Origin of the sequence: Pectobacterium versatile (assembly GCF_003932035.1) — a bacterium.
GTDB classification, from domain to species: domain Bacteria; phylum Pseudomonadota; class Gammaproteobacteria; order Enterobacterales; family Enterobacteriaceae; genus Pectobacterium; species Pectobacterium versatile.
The window spans coordinates 4,595,543-4,614,138 of sequence record NZ_CP034276.1 but is presented as its reverse complement, the minus strand read 5'-3'; the positions used below and the strand labels follow the sequence as shown (position 1 = coordinate 4,614,138).

The 18,596-nt window shown below is 54.1% G+C and carries 18 protein-coding genes; 13 read left to right on the top strand and 5 right to left on the bottom strand.

Annotated elements, in window-relative coordinates; all coding sequences use genetic code 11:
* Positions 1-9: 9 nt before the first annotated feature.
* Both hemD and hemC read right to left on the bottom strand, forming a co-directional pair.
* Complete coding sequence (gene hemD, locus EIP93_RS20890) at positions 10-750, bottom strand: uroporphyrinogen-III synthase (RefSeq protein WP_125233214.1); 741 nt, start codon at positions 748-750, stop codon at positions 10-12.
* Positions 747-1,688: a hydroxymethylbilane synthase gene (hemC, locus tag EIP93_RS20885; RefSeq protein ID WP_125233213.1), complete on the bottom strand. Its 942-nt coding sequence runs from the start codon at positions 1,686-1,688 to the stop codon at positions 747-749. The genes hemD and hemC overlap by 4 nt, the downstream gene beginning before the upstream one ends.
* A gap of 525 nt (positions 1,689-2,213) precedes the next feature.
* Here hemC and EIP93_RS20880 point away from each other — a divergent pair.
* Positions 2,214-4,772 (top strand): class I adenylate cyclase, encoded by a 2,559-nt coding sequence (locus EIP93_RS20880; RefSeq protein ID WP_107333562.1) that lies wholly within the window; start codon positions 2,214-2,216, stop codon positions 4,770-4,772.
* Positions 4,773-5,012: 240 nt separating this feature from the next.
* Positions 5,013-6,185 carry an MFS transporter gene (locus EIP93_RS20875; protein WP_116586418.1) on the top strand — a complete coding sequence of 391 codons (1,173 nt, stop codon included), beginning with the start codon at positions 5,013-5,015 and terminating at the stop codon, positions 6,183-6,185.
* A gap of 33 nt (positions 6,186-6,218) precedes the next feature.
* Here the strand turns inward: EIP93_RS20875 and cyaY are convergent, their stop codons facing one another.
* Positions 6,219-6,539, bottom strand: a complete 321-nt coding sequence (gene cyaY / locus EIP93_RS20870) for an iron donor protein CyaY (RefSeq protein ID WP_095993092.1) — start codon at positions 6,537-6,539, stop codon at positions 6,219-6,221.
* Between the two features lie 77 nt (positions 6,540-6,616).
* Between cyaY and lptM the strand changes: the two genes are divergently transcribed.
* The 10 genes from lptM to EIP93_RS20825 all read left to right on the top strand — a co-directional run bounded on the left by lptM (position 6,617) and on the right by EIP93_RS20825 (position 15,975).
* Positions 6,617-6,784, top strand: a complete 168-nt coding sequence (gene lptM, locus EIP93_RS20865; protein ID WP_370686013.1) for an LPS translocon maturation chaperone LptM — start codon at positions 6,617-6,619, stop codon at positions 6,782-6,784.
* 64 nt (positions 6,785-6,848) lie between these two features.
* Entirely contained in the window at positions 6,849-7,673 is an 825-nt protein-coding gene (dapF, locus tag EIP93_RS20860; protein ID WP_039277685.1) for a diaminopimelate epimerase, read from the top strand.
* On the top strand, positions 7,670-8,374 hold the full coding sequence (locus EIP93_RS20855; RefSeq protein WP_039277683.1) for a DUF484 domain-containing protein: 705 nt from the start codon (positions 7,670-7,672) through the stop codon (positions 8,372-8,374). Before dapF ends, EIP93_RS20855 begins: the two co-directional genes overlap by 4 nt.
* Positions 8,371-9,306, top strand: coding sequence for a tyrosine recombinase XerC (gene xerC / locus EIP93_RS20850; protein ID WP_125233212.1), 936 nt, complete (start codon positions 8,371-8,373; stop codon positions 9,304-9,306). Before EIP93_RS20855 ends, xerC begins: the two co-directional genes overlap by 4 nt.
* On the top strand, positions 9,306-10,022 hold the full coding sequence (yigB, locus tag EIP93_RS20845) for a 5-amino-6-(5-phospho-D-ribitylamino)uracil phosphatase YigB (protein WP_105880003.1): 717 nt from the start codon (positions 9,306-9,308) through the stop codon (positions 10,020-10,022). Before xerC ends, yigB begins: the two co-directional genes overlap by 1 nt.
* Before the next feature lie 78 nt (positions 10,023-10,100).
* Entirely contained in the window at positions 10,101-12,263 is a 2,163-nt protein-coding gene (gene uvrD / locus EIP93_RS20840; RefSeq protein WP_039277676.1) for a DNA helicase II, read from the top strand.
* Positions 12,264-12,407: 144 nt separating this feature from the next.
* The gene (locus EIP93_RS20835) at positions 12,408-13,154 is read left to right on the top strand and encodes a cyclase family protein (RefSeq protein WP_116586419.1); all 747 of its coding nucleotides are present in this window, start codon (positions 12,408-12,410) and stop codon (positions 13,152-13,154) included.
* 187 nt (positions 13,155-13,341) lie between these two features.
* Positions 13,342-13,398, top strand: coding sequence for a YsgD/CorL family protein (gene ysgD, locus EIP93_RS23120; protein ID WP_349984122.1), 57 nt, complete (start codon positions 13,342-13,344; stop codon positions 13,396-13,398).
* A gap of 166 nt (positions 13,399-13,564) precedes the next feature.
* Positions 13,565-14,515 carry a magnesium/cobalt transporter CorA gene (corA, locus tag EIP93_RS20830; RefSeq protein WP_095700858.1) on the top strand — a complete coding sequence of 317 codons (951 nt, stop codon included), beginning with the start codon at positions 13,565-13,567 and terminating at the stop codon, positions 14,513-14,515.
* A gap of 401 nt (positions 14,516-14,916) precedes the next feature.
* On the top strand, positions 14,917-15,975 hold the full coding sequence (locus EIP93_RS20825) for an AbrB family transcriptional regulator (protein ID WP_010294539.1): 1,059 nt from the start codon (positions 14,917-14,919) through the stop codon (positions 15,973-15,975).
* Here the strand turns inward: EIP93_RS20825 and rarD are convergent.
* Positions 15,941-16,870 carry an EamA family transporter RarD gene (rarD, locus tag EIP93_RS20820; protein ID WP_103862696.1) on the bottom strand — a complete coding sequence of 310 codons (930 nt, stop codon included), beginning with the start codon at positions 16,868-16,870 and terminating at the stop codon, positions 15,941-15,943. The genes EIP93_RS20825 and rarD overlap by 35 nt on opposite strands.
* A gap of 98 nt (positions 16,871-16,968) precedes the next feature.
* Positions 16,969-17,457, bottom strand: coding sequence for a thioesterase family protein (locus tag EIP93_RS20815; RefSeq protein WP_103862695.1), 489 nt, complete (start codon positions 17,455-17,457; stop codon positions 16,969-16,971).
* Positions 17,458-17,727: 270 nt separating this feature from the next.
* Between EIP93_RS20815 and pldA the strand changes: the two genes are divergently transcribed.
* Positions 17,728-18,594: a phospholipase A gene (pldA, locus tag EIP93_RS20810; protein ID WP_103862694.1), complete on the top strand. Its 867-nt coding sequence runs from the start codon at positions 17,728-17,730 to the stop codon at positions 18,592-18,594.
* Positions 18,595-18,596 lie beyond the last annotated feature (2 nt).

Sequence of the window (18,596 nt, the reverse complement as noted above, 5' to 3'; positions counted from 1 at the left end):
TGATCAGGTTTATTGTAGTGCGCGCACGAGCGCATCGTTATCGGCGTTATCGGCCACCCGGATATCGCGCCAGCCAAGCTGACGACCCTGTTCTGCCAGTCGTTCGCTGACGACGATCAGTTGGCAGCCGAGTAACCAGGAAGCCCGATAGTAATCAGGTACTAAAGTATAGATCCGTTGTAGCATTTCTCCGCTGGTGATCACCAGTTTGTCGATGCCTATTTGTTGCCAGTGGCGGCTTTGCTCCGGCCCATCATAGTGAACGTCCCTACGCTGATAGCATTCACAGTAGGTTACCTGCGCGCCTCTCTCGGTTAGCGTCTCTCCCAGCAGTTCCCTTCCACCATTGCCACGTAATAATAGTGCACGTTTCCCAGCAACATCTTGTAGGTCAGGCAGTTGCAATAGCGTTTCGCTGGTTTCGCGCTCAGGCGGATAGGTTACCGGATGTGCGCTGATTTTATGTAACGCCAGTGCCGTGGTACGGCCGATGGCGTAATAAGCGAGGTGGGCAGGCCAGCTGATGCCCGTACGTACCAGCATCGGATCGGCGTAATGAATCGCGTGTTGTGAAAGTGCAAACACCAGATCGTCTGGGTGCAGTGCCTGCAACAGAGTCGGCAGGCTGGCGAGCTCTCGTCCGGGAGAAAACTCGATCAGCGGGCTGTGCCAGGCGTTATAGCCGAGCTTTCTTAAACGGGTCACCAGTTGTTCGCCAGTTGGTGACGGACGGGTAACCAGAATAGTCATGATGAGCTTGACCCTTGATAAACGGCTTGAAGGATGGCGCTGGCCCCTTTTGCCAGTAGCTCTTCAGCCAGGGCAATCCCGAGTTGTTCGGCATCGGAGACGCTTCCTCTCCGTTCACCGACGATCATTTGGCTGCCGTCTGGCGCGCCAACCAGCGCACGCAGCCACAGCGTATCGCCTTCCAGTTCAGCGTAGCTGCCAATCGGTACCTGACAGCCGCCTTCAAGGCGCACATTCATCGCGCGTTCAGCCAGTACGCGGGCCGCGGTAGCGGAGTGATTCAGCGGGGCAAGGAGTTGACGGACATGCTCGTCATCCAAACGGCATTCGATGCCGATAGCACCTTGTCCGACGGCTGGCAGAGATTCTTCCGGGCTTAACGCACAGCGGATGCGCTCTTCAAGGCCGAGACGTTTCAGACCGGCGACCGCAAGAATAATGGCGTCATACTCGCCGTTGTCCAGTTTTGACAGGCGTGTGCCGACATTGCCGCGCAAATCACGAATCACCAGATCGGGGCGTCGGGCGCGCAGCTGGCACTGACGGCGCAGGCTGGAGGTGCCGACGCAGCTGCCTTCCGGCAATTGTTCGAGGCTGTCGTAATGATTGGAAACAAAAGCGTCGCGCGGGTCGTCGCGTTCGCAAATAGTGGTCAGGCCGAGGCCATCTGGGAATTCGACGGGCACATCTTTCATGGAGTGGACGGCAATATCAGCACGCCCTTCAAGCAGCGCCAATTCCAGCTCTTTAACAAACAATCCCTTACCGCCGACCTTCGCCAGTGGCGTATCGAGGATGATGTCGCCGCGGGTTACCATCGGTACCAGCTCCACGTGTAAATCTGGGTAGAGGTGATTCAGACACTGCTGAACATATTGTGCTTGCCACAGGGCGAGCGGGCTTTGTCGGGTGGCAATTCTAATAATATTGGCTAACATGCTTGATACCGTTTTTATCATTTTCCGCCATCGTATCATTGATGGTGCGTTGGTGTCAGGTTGTGGGCATTAGCGGTGCGCCTTTTAAAACGGTCTGAAATTCGGGTGCCGCAACTATAGATATACTCTAAATAATTCAAGTTTCAGGACAAAAACGGCAAGGCGTTTTTGAACAGCGCTTGCGCTGACCCCGAAGGGGTGAGGCCATAAGGCCGAATAACGCGGCAAGTGAGGGAATCCCGATGAGCTTACTCAGGTAAGTGATTCGGGTGAGTGAGCGTAGCCAACGTACATGCAACTTGAAGTATGACGAGTAAGAAGCCGTGCTGATGCAGTCGGGTAGGGAAATTCGTAATAAAGCAAGATAGGTAAGTCTAACTTTCTTTACTTTCTTTACGCCCAATCAGCAAGGTGTTAAATTGATCACGTTTCCAGCAATAATTCGCTAAACATTCTTCTAATTTCATCATGCGGATTTGGAACACGGGGTTTTTCTAGGCACTGGGATAAATCAGGCGAAACGTCTTGTACTTCTACATCGAGACTTTGAAGCAAAGACTGGATGCGATCAACCAACTGCGTGTTGACCGTGCTCTGGGAGCAATGAAGCCCGCTTTTCAGCAGGTTTACAGTCTTCTGCCCATTTTATTACATCATCATCACCCGTTGATGCCAGGCTACCTTGAAGGCAAGGTGCCTCACGGTATCTGCACTCACACGCCTGATGAAAAACAACAACAGTATCTTGATGGCATCGCGTTGCGCTGGGGTCAGTTTGACCGTTCTCATCCGCAGGGCGAGCTGCCGATCACGGGCATCTATTCCATGGGAAGTACCTCATCTATCGGACAGAGCTGTAGCTCCGATCTCGATATCTGGGTGTGCCACCAATCCTGGCTGGATAGCGAAGAACGTCAACTCTTACAGAAGAAATGTACGCTGCTGGAGCAGTGGGCAGCAGCGCAGGGCGCTGAGGTCAGTTTCTTCCTGATGGATGAAAGCCGCTTCCGCCACAATGAAAGTGGCAGCCTGAGCGGTGAAGACTGCGGCACCATGCAGCACATCCTGTTACTCGACGAATTCTACCGTACCGCCGTGCGTATGGCCGGTAAGCGTATTCTGTGGAATATGGTGCCAGTTGAAGAAGAATCTCACTACGACGACTATGTGCTGTCGCTGTACTCACAGGGGGCGCTGGCTCCTAACGAGTGGATGGATTTAGGCGGCTTAAGCACGCTGTCGGCGGAAGAGTATTTCGGCGCGAGTCTCTGGCAGCTCTATAAAAGCATCGATTCCCCTTATAAAGCCGTACTGAAAACGCTGCTGTTGGAAGCCTATTCCTGGGAATACCCGGATACCAGCCTGCTGTCGACCGAAATTAAAAAGCGCCTGCATGACGGCGAGATCGTCTCTTTCGGCCTCGATCCTTACTGCATGATGTTGGATCGCGTGACGCACTATCTGACGGCGATCAACGATCCCACGCGCCTCGATCTGGCGCGTCGATGTTTCTACTTAAAAGTCTGTGAAAAGCTCTCCAGAGAAAAAGCCTGTGTTGGCTGGCGTCGCCAGATTCTGAGCCAACTGGTGCAAGAATGGGGATGGAGCGACGAACATCTGGCCATGCTGGATAATCGCGCTAACTGGAAAATCGAACAGGTACGCGAAGCACATAATGAGCTGTTGGATGCGATGATGCAGACCTATCGCAACCTGATTCGCTTCGCCCGCCGCAATAACCTGAGCGTCAGCGCCAGCCCGCAGGATATCGGTGTGTTGACCCGTAAACTGTACGCTGCGTTTGAAGCGCTGCCGGGTAAAGTTACCCTGCTGAACCCACAAATTTCGCCCGATTTGTCGGAGCCGAATTTAACCTTTATCTATGTTCCACCGGGTCGCGCGAACCGTTCTGGCTGGTATCTGTATAATCAGGCACCGTCGATGGATGCGATCGTCAGCCATCAGCCGCTGGAGTATAACCGCTATCTGAACAAACTGGTGGCGTGGGCGTATTTTAACGGCCTGCTGACGCCAAGCACGCGTCTGTACATTAAAGGCAACGAGCTGTGCGACATCACGCGCCTGCAAGCGCTGGTGGACGACGTAGCCAGCCACTTCCCGCTGCGCCTGCCTGCACCGACGCCGAAGGCGCTGTACAGCCCGTGTGAAATTCGTCATCTGGCGATTATCGTCAATCTGGAACACGATCCGACGGCAGCCTTCCGCAATCAGGTCGTGCATTTCGATTTCCGTCATCTGGATGTCTTTAGCTTTGGCCAGCAGCAGCAGTGTCTGGTTGGTAGTATCGACCTGCTGTATCGCAACTCGTGGAACGAAGTGCGTACGCTGCATTTCAGCGGCGAGCAGGCGGTGTTGGAAGCGTTGAAAACCATTCTGGGCAAAATGCATCAGGATGCCGCGCTGCCGGAATCACTGGAAGTCTTCTGCTACAGCCAGCACCTGCGCGGGCTGATTCGTACCCGTGTGCAGCAGTTGGTGTCCGAATGCATTGAGCTGCGCCTGACCAGTACGCGTCAGCAGGAGCCTGGGCGTTTCAAAGCCGTGAAAGTCGCGGGTCAAACCTGGGGTCTGTTCTTCGAACGGCTGAGTGTCTCGGTGCAGAAGCTGGAAAATGCGGTCGAGTTTTATGGCGCGATTTCCAACAACAAACTGCAAGGTCAGCCGGTTCAGGTTGAAACCAACCATGTCCATTTACCGCCAGTGGTTGATGGCGTCGCCAGCGAAGGGATCATCCAGTTCTTCTTTGAAGATCTGACAGAAAATCAGGGCTTTAATATCTATATTCTGGATGAGTCGAACCGCGTTGAGGTCTATCACCACTGTGAAGGCAGTAAAGAAGAGCTGGTGCGCGATGTCAGCCGCTTCTATTCGTCTTCGCATGACCGCTTTACCTACGGCTCCAGCTTTATCAATTTCAATCTGCCGCAGTTCTACCAAATCGTACAGCTGGACGGCCGCACGCAGGTGATCCCGTTCCGCAGCAGTGCGCTTTCTCATCTGTGCATTACACCCGTGGTGGATGATGAAGCGATGACGATGAAGCAGCGACTACAGATTTTATAACCACTCTATACCCTAAATAATTCGAGTTTCAGGACAAAAACGGCAAGGCGTTTTTGAACAGCGCTTGCGCTGACCCCGAAGGGGTGAGGCCATAAGGCCGAATAACGCGGCGAATGAGGGAATCCCGATGAGCTTACTCAAGTAAGTGATTCGGGTGACCGAATGAAGCCAACGCACATGCAACTTGAAGTATGACGGGTATATACCCGGCTTTCAGCGTATTCAGGAAGGGATGTATTGATGGATTCGTTGCAACGCCGAAACCTGATACTGCTGGCGCTCGGACAGGGGCTGACCGGCAGTATTATTTCCCTGATGACGCTGTGTTCTACGCTGGTTGGCGTATCGATGACGCCCGTTCCTTTGTTGACCACGCTACCGATTACCGCGACGGTGTGCGGTGCTGCGCTCATGATCTACAGCGTTTCATCGCTGATGACAAAACATGGCAGGCGCAATGCGTTCATCATCGGCACGCTGATCGGGCTAGTGGGCGCGCTTTTGGCGGCGCTGGCGATTGCGCTACACAGTTTCTCCCTCTTTGTCTTTTCGACGTTTGTTCTGGGAATGTCCTGCGCTTTCAATCAGTATTATCGCTTCGCCGCGGCTGAGATATTTACCGATAATCAGCAGAAAAACCGGGCGATCTCATGGGTGATCAGCGGCGGTATCCTGGGCGGTTTTCTCGGCCCGTTCGCGGCCAGCCAATCTTCTCAGCTCTGGGCGTCGTACCCGTTTCTCGGCAGTTTTATTGCGGCAGCCTTCATCTGTGTTATCACGTCTCTGTTGTTGCTTGGCCTTAAACTGCCTCCAATGTCCGTTACCACGCCCAGCACCCAGCGTAGTGAATCGCTGGCGGCGATTCTGAAAAGCCGTGCGTTTGTGTTGGGAACGGCAAGCTGTTCCGTCGGGTTTGTGGTGATGACGCTATTAATGAATTCCGTGCCGCTGGCGATGCATCAGCACCACTTTTCCGTCAGCCACAGCGCGACGGTGTTGCAATGGCATTTTGTGGCCATGTATGCGCCTGCGCTGCTGTTAGTGCTGCTGGCGAAGCGACTGACGCCGATTCAGGTCGTGGTGATTGGCATGGTGTGCAACGTTGTCGGGGTAGCGATAGCGCTGAGCGGTTTGACGTTCTGGCACTTCCTCTTTGCACTGATGTTGTTCGGCATCGGGTGGGCGTTTATGTTCAACGGCGGGACATTCATGCTGAACGCGTTTACCCATTCCGTGCATAAATCCCGTTTGCAGGGGATTAACTCGCTGGTGATTTACGTGCCTAACGCGCTGGCCTCGTTATCTGCCGGTAGCCTGATGGCGCTGACCAGCGGCTGGTCGTTGGTCAATATGGTGGGTATCGGCATGCTGTTATTGCTGGTTCTGGGGCTGATCGTTCTGGGACGGCGCTGATGTGTGGAGCGCCGCGAGGTCGTTGAAAGACAGTTACCCGAAGTGAACGGTTTCCCCAGCCTGATCCGAGCAGGCTGCTGACAGCAACGCGATAAAATCTTCACCGCTGCGAGCGCATACCCAGCGTTCCGCCTGAAGATTAAAATGGTAACCGCCTGCTTTGGTCGCCAGCCAGATTTGGTGCAGCGGCTCCTGCCGATTAATCACGATTTTGCTGCCATTTTCAAAACTCAGCGTCATCACACCGCCGTTGGTTTCGTAATCGATGTCGGCATCACCCTCAAACCGATCCAGTGTTTCTTCCAGTTGAAGCATGAGTTCGTCGGCTAATTGGTGGAACTCGCTATCGTTCATTTTCGATTCCTATTGATTTTCATGATCCACCTGCGATTATAGAGAGCATACGAGTATTAATGACAGGTCTTAACGTGATGAAGAACGTATTTCGCCAGTTTTTTCTGGTGTTAGCTGTGGTGAGTTTATTCGGTTGTGGTCTGAAAGGTCCGCTTTATATGCCTGCCGATGGCAAATCCGGTGCGTCAACGACTCAGCAAAATGAGAACCAGCCGCCGCAAAAGAAAACGTCAATGCGTCCTTAGTGCGTGACGACAGTAATAAATAACAGGTCACGCGCCCGGTTAAGCAAGCGGGGGAGTCAGGATAATGCAGTTCGCTAAGATGCACGGGTTAGGCAACGATTTCATGGTTGTTGATGCCGTTACGCAAAACGTTTATTTTTCACCCGAATTGATTCGCCGTTTGGCGGATCGACACTGTGGTGTAGGGTTCGACCAACTGCTGGTTGTCGAGCCGCCCTACGATCCTGAACTGGATTTTCATTACCGCATTTTTAACGCGGATGGCAGCGAAGTGGCACAGTGCGGTAATGGCGCGCGCTGCTTTGCTCGCTTTGTCCGCTTGAAAGGGTTAACTAACAAGCGTGACATCGCCGTCAGTACGCAGACGGGCCGAATGGTACTGTCGGTAACCGATGACGAACTGGTGCGCGTCAACATGGGCGAACCGAATTTCGAGCCGCAACAGGTGCCTTTTCGCGCGGTCAAAGCGGAGAAAACTTACATCATGCGTGCCGACGAGCATACGGTGCTGTGTGGCGTGGTGTCGATGGGCAACCCGCACTGTGTGATTCAGGTTGAGGATGTGGACACGGCGAAGGTAGAAACGCTGGGGCCGCTGCTGGAAAGCCACGAGCGTTTTCCCGAGCGTGCCAACATCGGCTTTATGCAAATTGTTGATAGCCACACTGTCCGTCTGCGGGTGTATGAACGCGGTGCGGGAGAAACGCAGGCGTGCGGTAGCGGCGCGTGTGCTGCTGTGGCGGTAGGGATCCAGCAGGGGTTATTGTCCGCGAACGTTCGCGTATCTCTGCCGGGCGGGGAATTGGATATCCAGTGGGATGGGCCGGGACATCCGTTATTCATGACCGGGCCTGCAACGCATGTCTACGATGGATTTATTCATTTATGAAGAATGTCGAGGAACAGGCAGAACGCGAGATCGCACTCAGTGACGAGATGGTTTTGCAGTTCCTGCAACAGAATCCCGATTTTTTTATCCGCAATGCGCGTCCCGTCGAGCAGATGCGCATTCCCCACCCCGTGAGGGGAACCGTGTCGTTGGTGGAATGGCAGCTGGCACGCCAGCGTAACCACATTACTCAGCTTGAGGAAGAAATCACGCTGTTGATGGAACAGGCGGGCGCGAACGAAGTGTTGTTCAATCGCCTGCTTGGGTTACAAACTGAATTGGCATCAGCGGACAGCCTGACAGACATGTTGGAGCGCTTGCAGCGTTGGGCGCGTCAGCTTGGTCTCGCGGGCGCAACCGTTCGTCTGTTCAGCGATAAATGGCGCCTTGGCGCGCCTTCTGGTTTTACCCACCTTGGGCTAAATCGCTCCACCTTTGAGCCGTTGCGCATTCAGCGCTTCGGACAACATAACCACTATCTTGGCAGTCTGAACGGGCCAGAGCTGTTGCTTCTGCTGCCGCAGGCCAGACAGGTTGGGTCGGTCGCGCTATCGCTGATGGGAAATCATCACGATTTGGGCGTGCTGATTTTCAGCAGCCGCGACAGCCACCATTATCAGGATGGCATGGGAACCGTGCTGCTCCAGCAAATGGCCATGATGCTGCCAGCGATGCTGGCGCGCTGGGTTGAGCGGGTATGAGCCGGCAGCCTGCGCCATCGGAGGCTCCTTCCTCTTCGCTGTTACAAACCGATGTTGATGCGTTCCTGCGCTACCTGAAAGTCGAACGTCAGCTAAGCCCGCTGACGCAGACCAGCTACTTACGTCAACTGTCAGCAGTTATCACGATACTCTCCGCTGCGGGTGTGGCTGACTGGCGCAAGCTGGACGCCTCAGGCGTGCGTTCCGTGGTATCCCGCAGTAAGCGCGATGGGCTCCATTCTAGCAGTCTGGCGCTGCGTTTATCGGCATTACGCAGTTTTCTCGACTGGATGGTGTCACGCGGTGTGCTGGTGGCAAACCCGGCTAAAGGGGTATCCACGCCGCGAGCGGGTCGTCCATTGCCCAAGAATATGGATGTGGATGAGACGAATCGCCTGCTGGAAATCAATTTGGACGATCCCCTCGCGGTGCGCGACCGTACGATGCTGGAAGTGATGTACGGTGCGGGGCTGCGTCTGGCGGAGCTGGTCGGTATGGATTATCAGCACATCGATCTGGCAAGCGGTGAAATCTGGGTGATGGGGAAAGGCAGCAAAGAGCGCAAATTGCCGATAGGAAAAACGGCGGTAACCTGGCTGGAACGTTGGCTGGCGCTGCGCGAACTGTTTGGCCCGCAGGATGATGCCGTGTTTATCTCCAATCAGGGACGACGCATTTCGATGCGCAACGTGCAGAAGCGTTTCGCCGAATGGGGAATTAAGCAGGGCATCAATAGCCATGTTCATCCTCATAAATTGCGCCACTCCTTTGCGACGCACATGCTGGAATCCAGCGGCGATTTACGAGCGGTACAAGAGCTGCTTGGCCACGCTAACCTGACCACGACGCAGATTTACACCCATCTTGATTTTCAACATTTAGCCTCCGTGTACGATGCTGCGCATCCACGCGCCAAACGAGGGAAACCCTGATGCATTTTTACCGATCTCTTGGCCCGATCCGGGCGATCACGTTCGATCTGGATGACACTCTGTACGATAACGCGGACGTCATTCGACGCACGGGGCAAGAGTCAGTCCACTTTCTGCAACAGTACCATCCTGCACTTCGTGATTTTCAGGCAGATGACTTTCAGAACTTACGCCAGACCTTGCTTGAGCGCGAGCCGGACATTTATCACGACGTGACCGAATGGCGTCGTCGTGCGGTTGAGCTGGCGATGTTAGAACGTGGCCTGAGCGCCGCCGAGTCGAAGGATGGCGCAAAAGCAGCAATGGAAAACTTCGCCCACTGGCGTAGTCAGATTGCGATTACCGAAGAAACGCACCAGACGTTGGCGGCGTTAGCCGAGAAAGTACCGCTGGCAGCGATCACCAATGGCAACGCGGAACCGCACCGTTTTGGCCTCGATCGCTATTTTTCTTTCATCTTGCGCGCTGGCCCGCACGGCCGTGCTAAGCCGTTTGATGACATGTACCATCTGGCGGCGCAAAAGCTCAACCTGCCTGTGCATGAGATCCTACACGTCGGTGACGATCTCACGACCGATGTCGCAGGGTCGATCCGCTGTGGTATGCAGGCCTGCTGGATTAACCTGCGTGAAGGCAGCCTGACGCAAATTGGTGATGCCCGACTGCTGCCGCATATTGAAATTTCGCGGTTGGCATCGCTGTCGGCATTGCTATAATCACGGCATTAGTCTGTATAAATCACCAGTGGAAATGCCCTTTGTGCGGTGTTTCCCGCCACCGGATAACCCGTACCTATGGACGTTTCTGATCTGCTTGATGGCCTCAACGACAAACAGCGTGACGCGGTAGCCGCGCCGCGCAGCAATTTATTGGTGCTGGCGGGGGCAGGCAGCGGCAAAACTCGGGTACTGGTACATCGTATTGCCTGGCTCTTGTCCGTCGAAAACTGTTCGCCGTACTCCATCATGGCGGTGACGTTTACCAACAAAGCGGCGGCGGAGATGCGCCACCGTATCGACCATCTGATCGGCACCAGCCAGGGTGGCATGTGGATTGGTACTTTCCACGGGCTGGCACACCGCCTGCTGCGTGCGCACCATATGGATGCCAATCTGCCGCAGGATTTCCAGATTCTGGACAGCGAAGATCAGCTGCGCCTGCTGAAGCGCCTGATTCGGGCGCTCAATCTGGATGAGAAACAGTGGCCACCGCGTCAGGCGATGTGGTTCATCAACGGGAAGAAAGATGAAGGCCTGCGTCCGCAGCACATTGAAAGCTACGGCAACCCGATCGAGCAAACGTGGCAGCGCGTGTATCAGGCCTATCAGGAAGCGTGCGATCGCGCCGGACTGGTAGATTTCGCCGAACTGCTGCTGCGTGCGCACGAGCTGTGGCTGAACAAGCCGCATGTTCTGAATCACTATCGCGAACGTTTTACCAATATTCTGGTGGACGAATTCCAGGACACCAACCGTATTCAGTATGCCTGGATCCGCATGCTGGCGGGCGACAGCGCCAAGGTGATGATCGTCGGGGATGACGATCAGTCGATTTACGGCTGGCGCGGGGCGCAGGTCGAAAATATTCAGCTGTTCCTGAAGGATTTCGCCGGTGCAGAAACGATTCGTTTGGAGCAGAACTATCGTTCGACCAGCAACATCCTGAAAGCGGCGAATGCGCTGATTGCTCACAACGGTGGACGTCTCGGCAAGAACCTGTGGACCGATGGCGCAGAAGGCGAGCCGATTTCGCTGTATTGCGCATTCAACGAGCTGGATGAGGCGCGTTACGTCGTCAACCGAATTAAAGCCTGGCAGGAAAATGGCGGTGCGCTGAGCGATAACGCCATTCTGTACCGGAGCAACGCCCAGTCGCGTGTACTGGAAGAGGCGTTGTTACAGCAGAGTATGCCGTACCGTATCTACGGCGGCATGCGCTTCTTCGAACGGCAGGAAATCAAAGATGCGCTGTCTTATTTGCGCCTGATCTCTAATCGTAACGATGATGCGGCGTTCGAGCGTGTGGTGAATACACCGACACGCGGCATTGGCGATCGTACGCTGGACGTGGTGCGCCAGACGGCGCGCGATCGTCAGTTGACGTTGTGGCAATCCACGCGGGCGCTGTTGCAGGAGAAAGTGCTGGCTGGGCGCGCGGCGGCATCGCTGCAACGCTTTATCGAACTGATTGATGCGCTGGCCTATGAAACCTCTGAGCTGCCGCTGCATATTCAAACCGACCGAGCGATTAAGGATTCCGGCCTGTGGAGCATGTACGAACAGGAAAAAGGCGAGAAAGGGCAGGCACGAGTAGAAAACCTGGAGGAATTGGTGACGGCTACGCGCCAGTTCAGCTATCAGGAAGAAGATCAGGATCTGATGCCGCTTCAGGCTTTCCTGTCGCATGCTGCGCTGGAAGCAGGCGAAGGTCAGGCAGATGCTAATCAAGACGCAGTGCAGCTTATGACGCTGCACTCGGCGAAAGGGCTGGAGTTCCCGCAGGTGTTTATCGTCGGTATGGAAGAAGGCATGTTCCCAAGCCAGATGTCGCTGGATGAAGGTGGGCGTCTGGAAGAAGAGCGTCGTTTGGCTTATGTCGGCGTCACGCGTGCGATGCAAAAGCTGACGATAACCTACGCTGAATCCCGCCGTTTATACGGCAAAGAAGCCTATCATCGACCTTCCCGATTTGTCGGCGAACTGCCGGAAGAGTGTGTTGAAGAAGTGCGGCTACGCGCCAGCGTCTCCCGCCCTGTCAATCACCAGCGCCTCGGCACACCGATAACGCAAAATGACAGCGGCTACAAATTGGGGCAGCGGGTTCGCCATGCCAAGTTCGGTGAAGGCACGATCGTGAATCTGGAAGGCAGCGGCGATCACGCTCGTCTTCAGGTTGCGTTTCAGGGGCAGGGCATTAAATGGCTGGTCGCTGCCTACGCCAGACTGGAAACGGTGTAATCGTCACGATGCGACTGGGAGTATGACGGGGTTATATAACTTATAAAAACCCTGTCTTAGTCTTTATCGTCATTTTCGACAATGCTAGGTGGCCTGCCGCGTATCCATGGATGTGTGGTATCACAATAAAAAAGGAGCCTGCCCATGACGCTAGACCAGATTATTGCCGAGTTACAGAAGAAAAAATGGGTCGATCTCACGCATACGGTGACGGAGTCGATCCCTATTTTTAGCGCGTTTGAAGGCGTGTTGCAGCGCAAAACCTTATTCAACGTTGAAGATCATGGCTTTTTCGCTCAATCCGTGACGTTTGCGACACAGACGGGGACGCATATTGATGCGCCGGGGCATTTCGTCGCGGGCAAGCGCTATCTGGATCGCATTGATAATAAAGAGCTGTTGCTGCCGCTGGTGGTGATCCACAAACAAGACGCCGTCGCGCACGATCCCGATTACCGTCTATCGGTTGATGACATTCTGACGTTTGAGCACGAATACGGGGAAATCCCGTCAGGTAGCTTTGTCGCGTTTGCCAGCGGCTGGAGCACGCGCTGGCCCGATATTGGCGCCTTCGCCAATAAAGATGAAGAAGGAAACAGTCATACGCCGGGGTGGTCGCTTGAGGCGCTGACGTTCCTGTTTGAAGAGCGCGGCATTAGCGCGGTCGGGCATGAGACGCTGGATACGGATTCCGCCGCTGATTTCCGTCGCAACAACGGGCTTATCGGTGAGTTCTTCGTGCTGAACCAAAATGCCTGGCAGGTCGAGGTACTGAATAACCTGCATCAGCTACCGTCTACCGGCGCTTATATTCACGTTAGCTACCCTAATTTTGCCGGTGCACCCGGCTTCCCTGTCCGTGCCATCGCCTATTTGCCCGACAACGCCTGACAGATAAACGCAGTTCTTTTTTACGCTGAGGACTGCGTTTTTTACCACTTTCCGCGCCGAATTTATTGGATAAACCTTATCCATTTGACCAATATTTTACAGCGTGTTTCAGCCGCGGTTTTAAAGTTGAAGTCTTTTTCATCTCAGCGTAACATGCGCGCATCATTATTCTCGGAGGACTAACGCCTTGGACACACCCAGTCGATACTGGCTCACTCACCTGTTCATTAGGTACAACTTCTAAGGCTATCTTCCTCTGCTGATACCCTTCGTGGTTGTCAGCGATGCTGTTTTTGTCGCTACGAGTCAGATCCGTCGAACGGACTGAAACCTGCTGGTGACACCTCACCTCTGTTTCTGTGCTTCAATCGCGTTGTCCATCTCTGCTACTGAAAGGGGAGCTATGGCCCATGCTGAGCGCATTTAAACTGGATAATTGCCGTTTATCTCGTCTGGAACTGGATGACTCCGATGATCTCACCACGTCAATTTGGGTCGATTTGATCGAGCCGGAAGACGATGAGCGTGAAAAAGTACAAACCGAGCTAGGACAAAGCCTGGCAACCCGTCCGGAACTGGAAGACATTGAAGCGTCGGCACGTTTTTTTGAAGATGAAGACGGCCTGCACATTCACTCCTTTTTCTTTTTTGAAGATGCTGACGATCACGCGGGTAACTCGACCGTGGCATTTACCATTCGCGATGGTCGCTTGTACACGTTACGCGAGCGTGAACTCCCTGCGTTCCGCCTGTACCGCATGCGCGCCCGTAACCAAACGCTGGTAGACGGTAATGCTTACGAACTGCTGCTCGACCTCTTTGAAACTAAAATTGAGCAACTGGCGGACGAAATCGAGAATATCTACAGCGATCTGGAATCGCTGAGCCGCATCATTATGGAAGGGCGTCAAGGCGAAGAGTACGACGACGCGTTGTCCACGTTGGCGGAACAGGAAGATGTGGGCTGGAAAGTTCGCCTGTGTCTGATGGATACCCAGCGTGCGCTGAACTTTCTGGTGCGTAAAGCCCGCCTGCCATCCGGTCAGTTGGAACAGGCGCGTGAAATCTTACGCGATATCGAATCTCTGTTGCCGCACAACGAATCCCTGTTCCAGAAGGTTAACTTCCTGATGCAGGCGGCGATGGGCTTCATCAATATCGAACAGAGCCGGATTATCAAGATCTTCTCGGTGGTCTCCGTGGTGTTCCTGCCACCGACGCTGGTGGCGTCCAGCTACGGGATGAACTTTGAATTTATGCCAGAACTGAAGTGGTCGTTTGGCTATCCGGGCGCGATTGTGCTGATGATTCTCGCTGGACTGGCACCGTACCTCTACTTCAAACGTAAGAACTGGCTCTAAACCTGTCCGAATGCGCCTGATGGGATTGACCATCAGGCGCATCGCGTTTCTTCCCTTCAATGCAAAATTCCTTACCTATTTGATAGTTTGCGACCTTACTATTCCTGTTTATTCTCCAACTATTCTGTTTATACTCGTCATACTTCAAGTTGCATGTGCGTTGGCTGCGTTCAGTCACCCGAATCACTTACGTGAGTAAGCTCATCGGGATTCCTTCGCTTGCCGCGTTATTCGGCCTTATGGCCTCACCCCTTCGGGGTCAGCGCAAGCGCTGTTCAAAAACGCCTTGCCGTTTTTGTCCTGAAACTCGAATTATTTAGAGTATGGAATGGTGGACTGCTTTTCTGTTCTTACTTTCTATTTTTACTCTTACTCTTTATTCCTAAACAAGGGTCGTGTGCATGAAAGGGATGTCACCGTGGGTGCAATGGGGAATCCTGCTGTCGGTCTCATTAATTCTGGGTTTTGGGTTACAGGTTTACCACGTTCCCGCTGCCCTGTTGCTGGGGCCGATGATGGTCGGCGTCGTCATGGGGTTAAACGGTGCGACGATTCGCATCCCGCCCGTCTGCTTTGCGGGCAGCAATGCCGTTCTGGGCTGTCTGGTTGCACAAAGCCTATCATTTTCCATCCTGAAACCGTTGATGAGCGAATGGCCGCTGGTGCTGTTCATTCTGCTCGCGACGCTGGCTGCCAGCGGATTATCTGGCTGGTTACTGGTCAAATTTAGCGAACTGCCCGGCACGACCGGCACTTGGGGGGCATCGCCGGGCGGTGCGTCTGCGATGGTCGCGATGGCCGGAGAATTCGGTGCGGACGTGCGGCTGGTCGCCTTCATGCAATATTTACGTGTGCTAATGGTCACCGCTTCAGCCGCGTTTGTGGCGCGCCTGAGTTTGGGTGACGAGGCGGCGGAAAACAGCGCGATGCTGGTCTGGTTTCCCGCACTGGACTGGCGCTTTCTGGCAACGCTCGGCGTGGCGTTTGGCAGCGCCTGGCTGGGAAGACGTTTGCGCATTCCATCCGGTGCGCTGCTGGGGCCGATGATTATCGGTTCGATGCTGCATGCCAGCGGCACTTTGCAACTGCAAACTCCGGAATGGCTGCTGGCGTTGGCCTATGCCTTTATCGGCTGGAGCGTAGGGTTATGCTTCACTCGCCCCATCTTTTTGCTGGCGATACGCACGCTGCCGCACATGATGGCATCGATAGTCGGATTGATGCTGCTGTGCGGCGGAATGGCGTGGATGGTGACGAAAATGATGCCGGTGGATATGCTGACCGCCTTTCTGGCGACCAGCCCCGGCGGGCTGGATTCGATTGCGATTATTGCCGCAGGCAGTCGGGTCGATATGGCATTTGTCATCGCCATGCAGACGCTGCGGCTGTTTTCGACGCTGTTGTTCAGCCCGATCTTATCGCGCTTTATTTCCCGTCGTGTTGAGGCAGGGACGTTGTAGCTGGCGTGCGCCGTAGCTTACGTTGCGTATAAAGCGCATCGAGAATAAACAGCGCCAGCGCACCCCAGATGAAGGCGAAAGTAATCAGTTTGTCGCTGCTAAACGTTTCACCGTAGAACACCACTGCCAGCATGAACATGATGGTAGGGCCGAGGTACTGGAAAAAGCCGAGCGTCGACAGGCGCAGGCGCATCGCCGCTGAGGTGAAAAACAGCAACGGCACGGTGGTGACGATGCCCGCCGAGATCAGCAGCAGGTTCAGCGACCAAGGGTTGGCTGTCAGATGGCTGCTTGGCGTGTCGGCAATAAAAAACAGATAAATGACCGCGACTGGCAGCAGCCACAGCGTTTCGATCAGCATGCCGGTTTGCCCGTCGATACCAATCTTCTTACGCAGCAGGCCGTATAATGCGAAGCTGAATGCCAGTCCGAGCGCGATAACGGGCAGCGAGCCAAACGTCCACAGCTGAACCAGTACGCCCGTCACGGCGAGCAGCACAGCCAGCCATTGCAGACGGCGGAAGCGTTCGCCCAAAAAGATCATGCCCAGCATGACGTTGACCAGCGGGTTGATAAAATATCCCAGACTGGCTTCCAGCATGTGATGGTTGTTGACCGCCCAGATATACAACAGCCAGTTCCCGCCGATAAGCACCGCCGTTAATGCCAGCAGAAACAGATGCTTGACGTTGCGGCAGGCAAGGCTCACCTGACGCCATTTCCGACCGACGGTCAGCAGGATCAGCATAAAGAAGAATGACCAGATAATACGGTGCGTCAGTATTTCATTGGGCGGAACGTGCTCAAGCAGCTTGAAGTAAACGGGAGCAATTCCCCAAATGAAATACGCGGCGAGGGCGAAAAAGATCCCCTCACGGGTTTGTTGCGCGTTCATGGGTGACTCGATAAGGACGGCGGGAAAACGCTAAGTCTACCCAAAACGGTGAGCGCTTTCACGTAAAGTGTTGATGACAATTTTTTCTAACGTAAAGGTTACCCGACAATATAGGTTGCGGTGGCGCTGGCGAGATGCGAACCCTGTTCGTTATGCAATTCGGCGCGTGCGACGGCGATTTTATTGCCACCGCGCAGTAGCGTGCTGGTAATAGTGAATCGTTCCCCATAGCCCGGACGTAGATAATCCACTCGCATATCAATGGTTCCCATGCGTGCGAGCCGGTGGTGAAACTCCTGATCGCTGATCGTCTCATGGCGCAGCAGCGTATTGCCGACGCAGACCAGTCCGGCGGCAACGTCTAGCCCGGCTGCAATCACGCCGCCATGCAGGATCTTTTGTGCCGCATTGCCGATGAGCTTCTCTTGCCGGGCGAACGTCAAGACGGCTTTGTCGGCTTCAAACTGCTGTAACTCAAGGCCCAGCTCAATGTTGAAGGGCATCTTGTAAATGAAAATCTCCCCAACGAGCTGGCGCACGGTCTCTCTGGTTAGTGTGGTTCCGTGAAACGATGGAATGTCAGCCATAGTGGTTTCCTGTTTGGGTGAGAGAGACTTGTTAAATGTAGTTTATTTGATGCGGCAAGGTTATGTGAATGTTTGTTTTGTGCGTTGATTTTGTTTCTTTCCAGAAAAGGCAGAGAAACGGGAGAACGATAATTCAAACGTCGCTGAACTGTGTAGAATGGCGGGCTTGAGTGGGGAAGGCTTATCACTATTTAGATAAATGAGTTTATTTAGATAAAAGATTTTATTTGGATAAAAGCATGCTGGAGAAAAACATGTCGGAGAAAATGAATGCATAAAATCGGATTCGTACTGGCAGTATTACTGACAGCACAGGCTCATGCCGAAGACACAACAAACGCACCTGCGCCAAATCAACCTGCGGTGCGTGGCAGCATTATTGCCAGCTTGTTAGAAGAGCACAACACCCCGTTTGTTCTCTATCCTTACGAGAGCAACTACATACTGTATACCTATACCAGCAACATCAATAAAACGGCGATACAGAGCTATAACTGGGGCGATGAAGCACGTAAAGATGAAGTGCATTACCAACTGAGTCTGGGGTTCCCGATCTGGCGTGGCATTCTGGGTGATAACTCGTTGCTAGGTGCTTCCTATACGCAGCGCTCGTGGTGGCAGTTGTCTAATAAGAGCGAGTCTTCTCCGTTCCGTGAAACCAACTATGAGCCACAGGTCTTTTTGGGCTGGGCAACGAACTACACATTAGCAGGCTGGACGCTGCGGGATGTGGAAACGGGCTTTAATCACCAGTCTAATGGCCGCTCTGACCCGACGTCGCGTAGCTGGAACCGCGCTTATGTCCGCCTGATGGCGCAGAACGGCAACTGGCAGGTTGATGTGAAGCCGTGGGTGCGTTTCTCCGACAGCCAGGATGACAATCCAGATATCACCAAATACATGGGTCATTACCGCTTACGCGTCGGTTATGTGTGGGGCGACAGCGTGCTTAGCGCAGAAGGGCGTTATAACTGGAACAGCGGCTACGGCGGCGGTGAGCTGGGCTGGAGTTACCCGCTGACGCGTCATGTCCGTTTCTACACCAAGGTGTTTAGCGGTTATGGCGAATCCCTGATTGATTACAACCACCGTCAGACCCGCTTTGGCGTTGGCGTGACGCTGAACGACATGTTCTAACG

Coding starts and splice junctions, on each gene's coding strand:
- EIP93_RS20825 (WP_010294539.1), top strand. CDS start 14,917: ATGAAAGGGATGTCACCGTGGGTGCAATGGGGAATCCTGCTGTCGGTC.
- EIP93_RS20875 (WP_116586418.1), top strand. CDS start 5,013: ATGGATTCGTTGCAACGCCGAAACCTGATACTGCTGGCGCTCGGACAG.
- EIP93_RS20815 (WP_103862695.1), bottom strand. CDS start 17,457: ATGGCTGACATTCCATCGTTTCACGGAACCACACTAACCAGAGAGACC.
- EIP93_RS20835 (WP_116586419.1), top strand. CDS start 12,408: ATGACGCTAGACCAGATTATTGCCGAGTTACAGAAGAAAAAATGGGTC.
- pldA (WP_103862694.1), top strand. CDS start 17,728: ATGCATAAAATCGGATTCGTACTGGCAGTATTACTGACAGCACAGGCT.
- corA (WP_095700858.1), top strand. CDS start 13,565: ATGCTGAGCGCATTTAAACTGGATAATTGCCGTTTATCTCGTCTGGAA.
- lptM (WP_370686013.1), top strand. CDS start 6,617: ATGAAGAACGTATTTCGCCAGTTTTTTCTGGTGTTAGCTGTGGTGAGT.
- EIP93_RS20855 (WP_039277683.1), top strand. CDS start 7,670: ATGAAGAATGTCGAGGAACAGGCAGAACGCGAGATCGCACTCAGTGAC.
- hemC (WP_125233213.1), bottom strand. CDS start 1,688: ATGTTAGCCAATATTATTAGAATTGCCACCCGACAAAGCCCGCTCGCC.
- cyaY (WP_095993092.1), bottom strand. CDS start 6,539: ATGAACGATAGCGAGTTCCACCAATTAGCCGACGAACTCATGCTTCAA.
- rarD (WP_103862696.1), bottom strand. CDS start 16,870: ATGAACGCGCAACAAACCCGTGAGGGGATCTTTTTCGCCCTCGCCGCG.
- yigB (WP_105880003.1), top strand. CDS start 9,306: ATGCATTTTTACCGATCTCTTGGCCCGATCCGGGCGATCACGTTCGAT.
- xerC (WP_125233212.1), top strand. CDS start 8,371: ATGAGCCGGCAGCCTGCGCCATCGGAGGCTCCTTCCTCTTCGCTGTTA.
- dapF (WP_039277685.1), top strand. CDS start 6,849: ATGCAGTTCGCTAAGATGCACGGGTTAGGCAACGATTTCATGGTTGTT.
- hemD (WP_125233214.1), bottom strand. CDS start 750: ATGACTATTCTGGTTACCCGTCCGTCACCAACTGGCGAACAACTGGTG.
- uvrD (WP_039277676.1), top strand. CDS start 10,101: ATGGACGTTTCTGATCTGCTTGATGGCCTCAACGACAAACAGCGTGAC.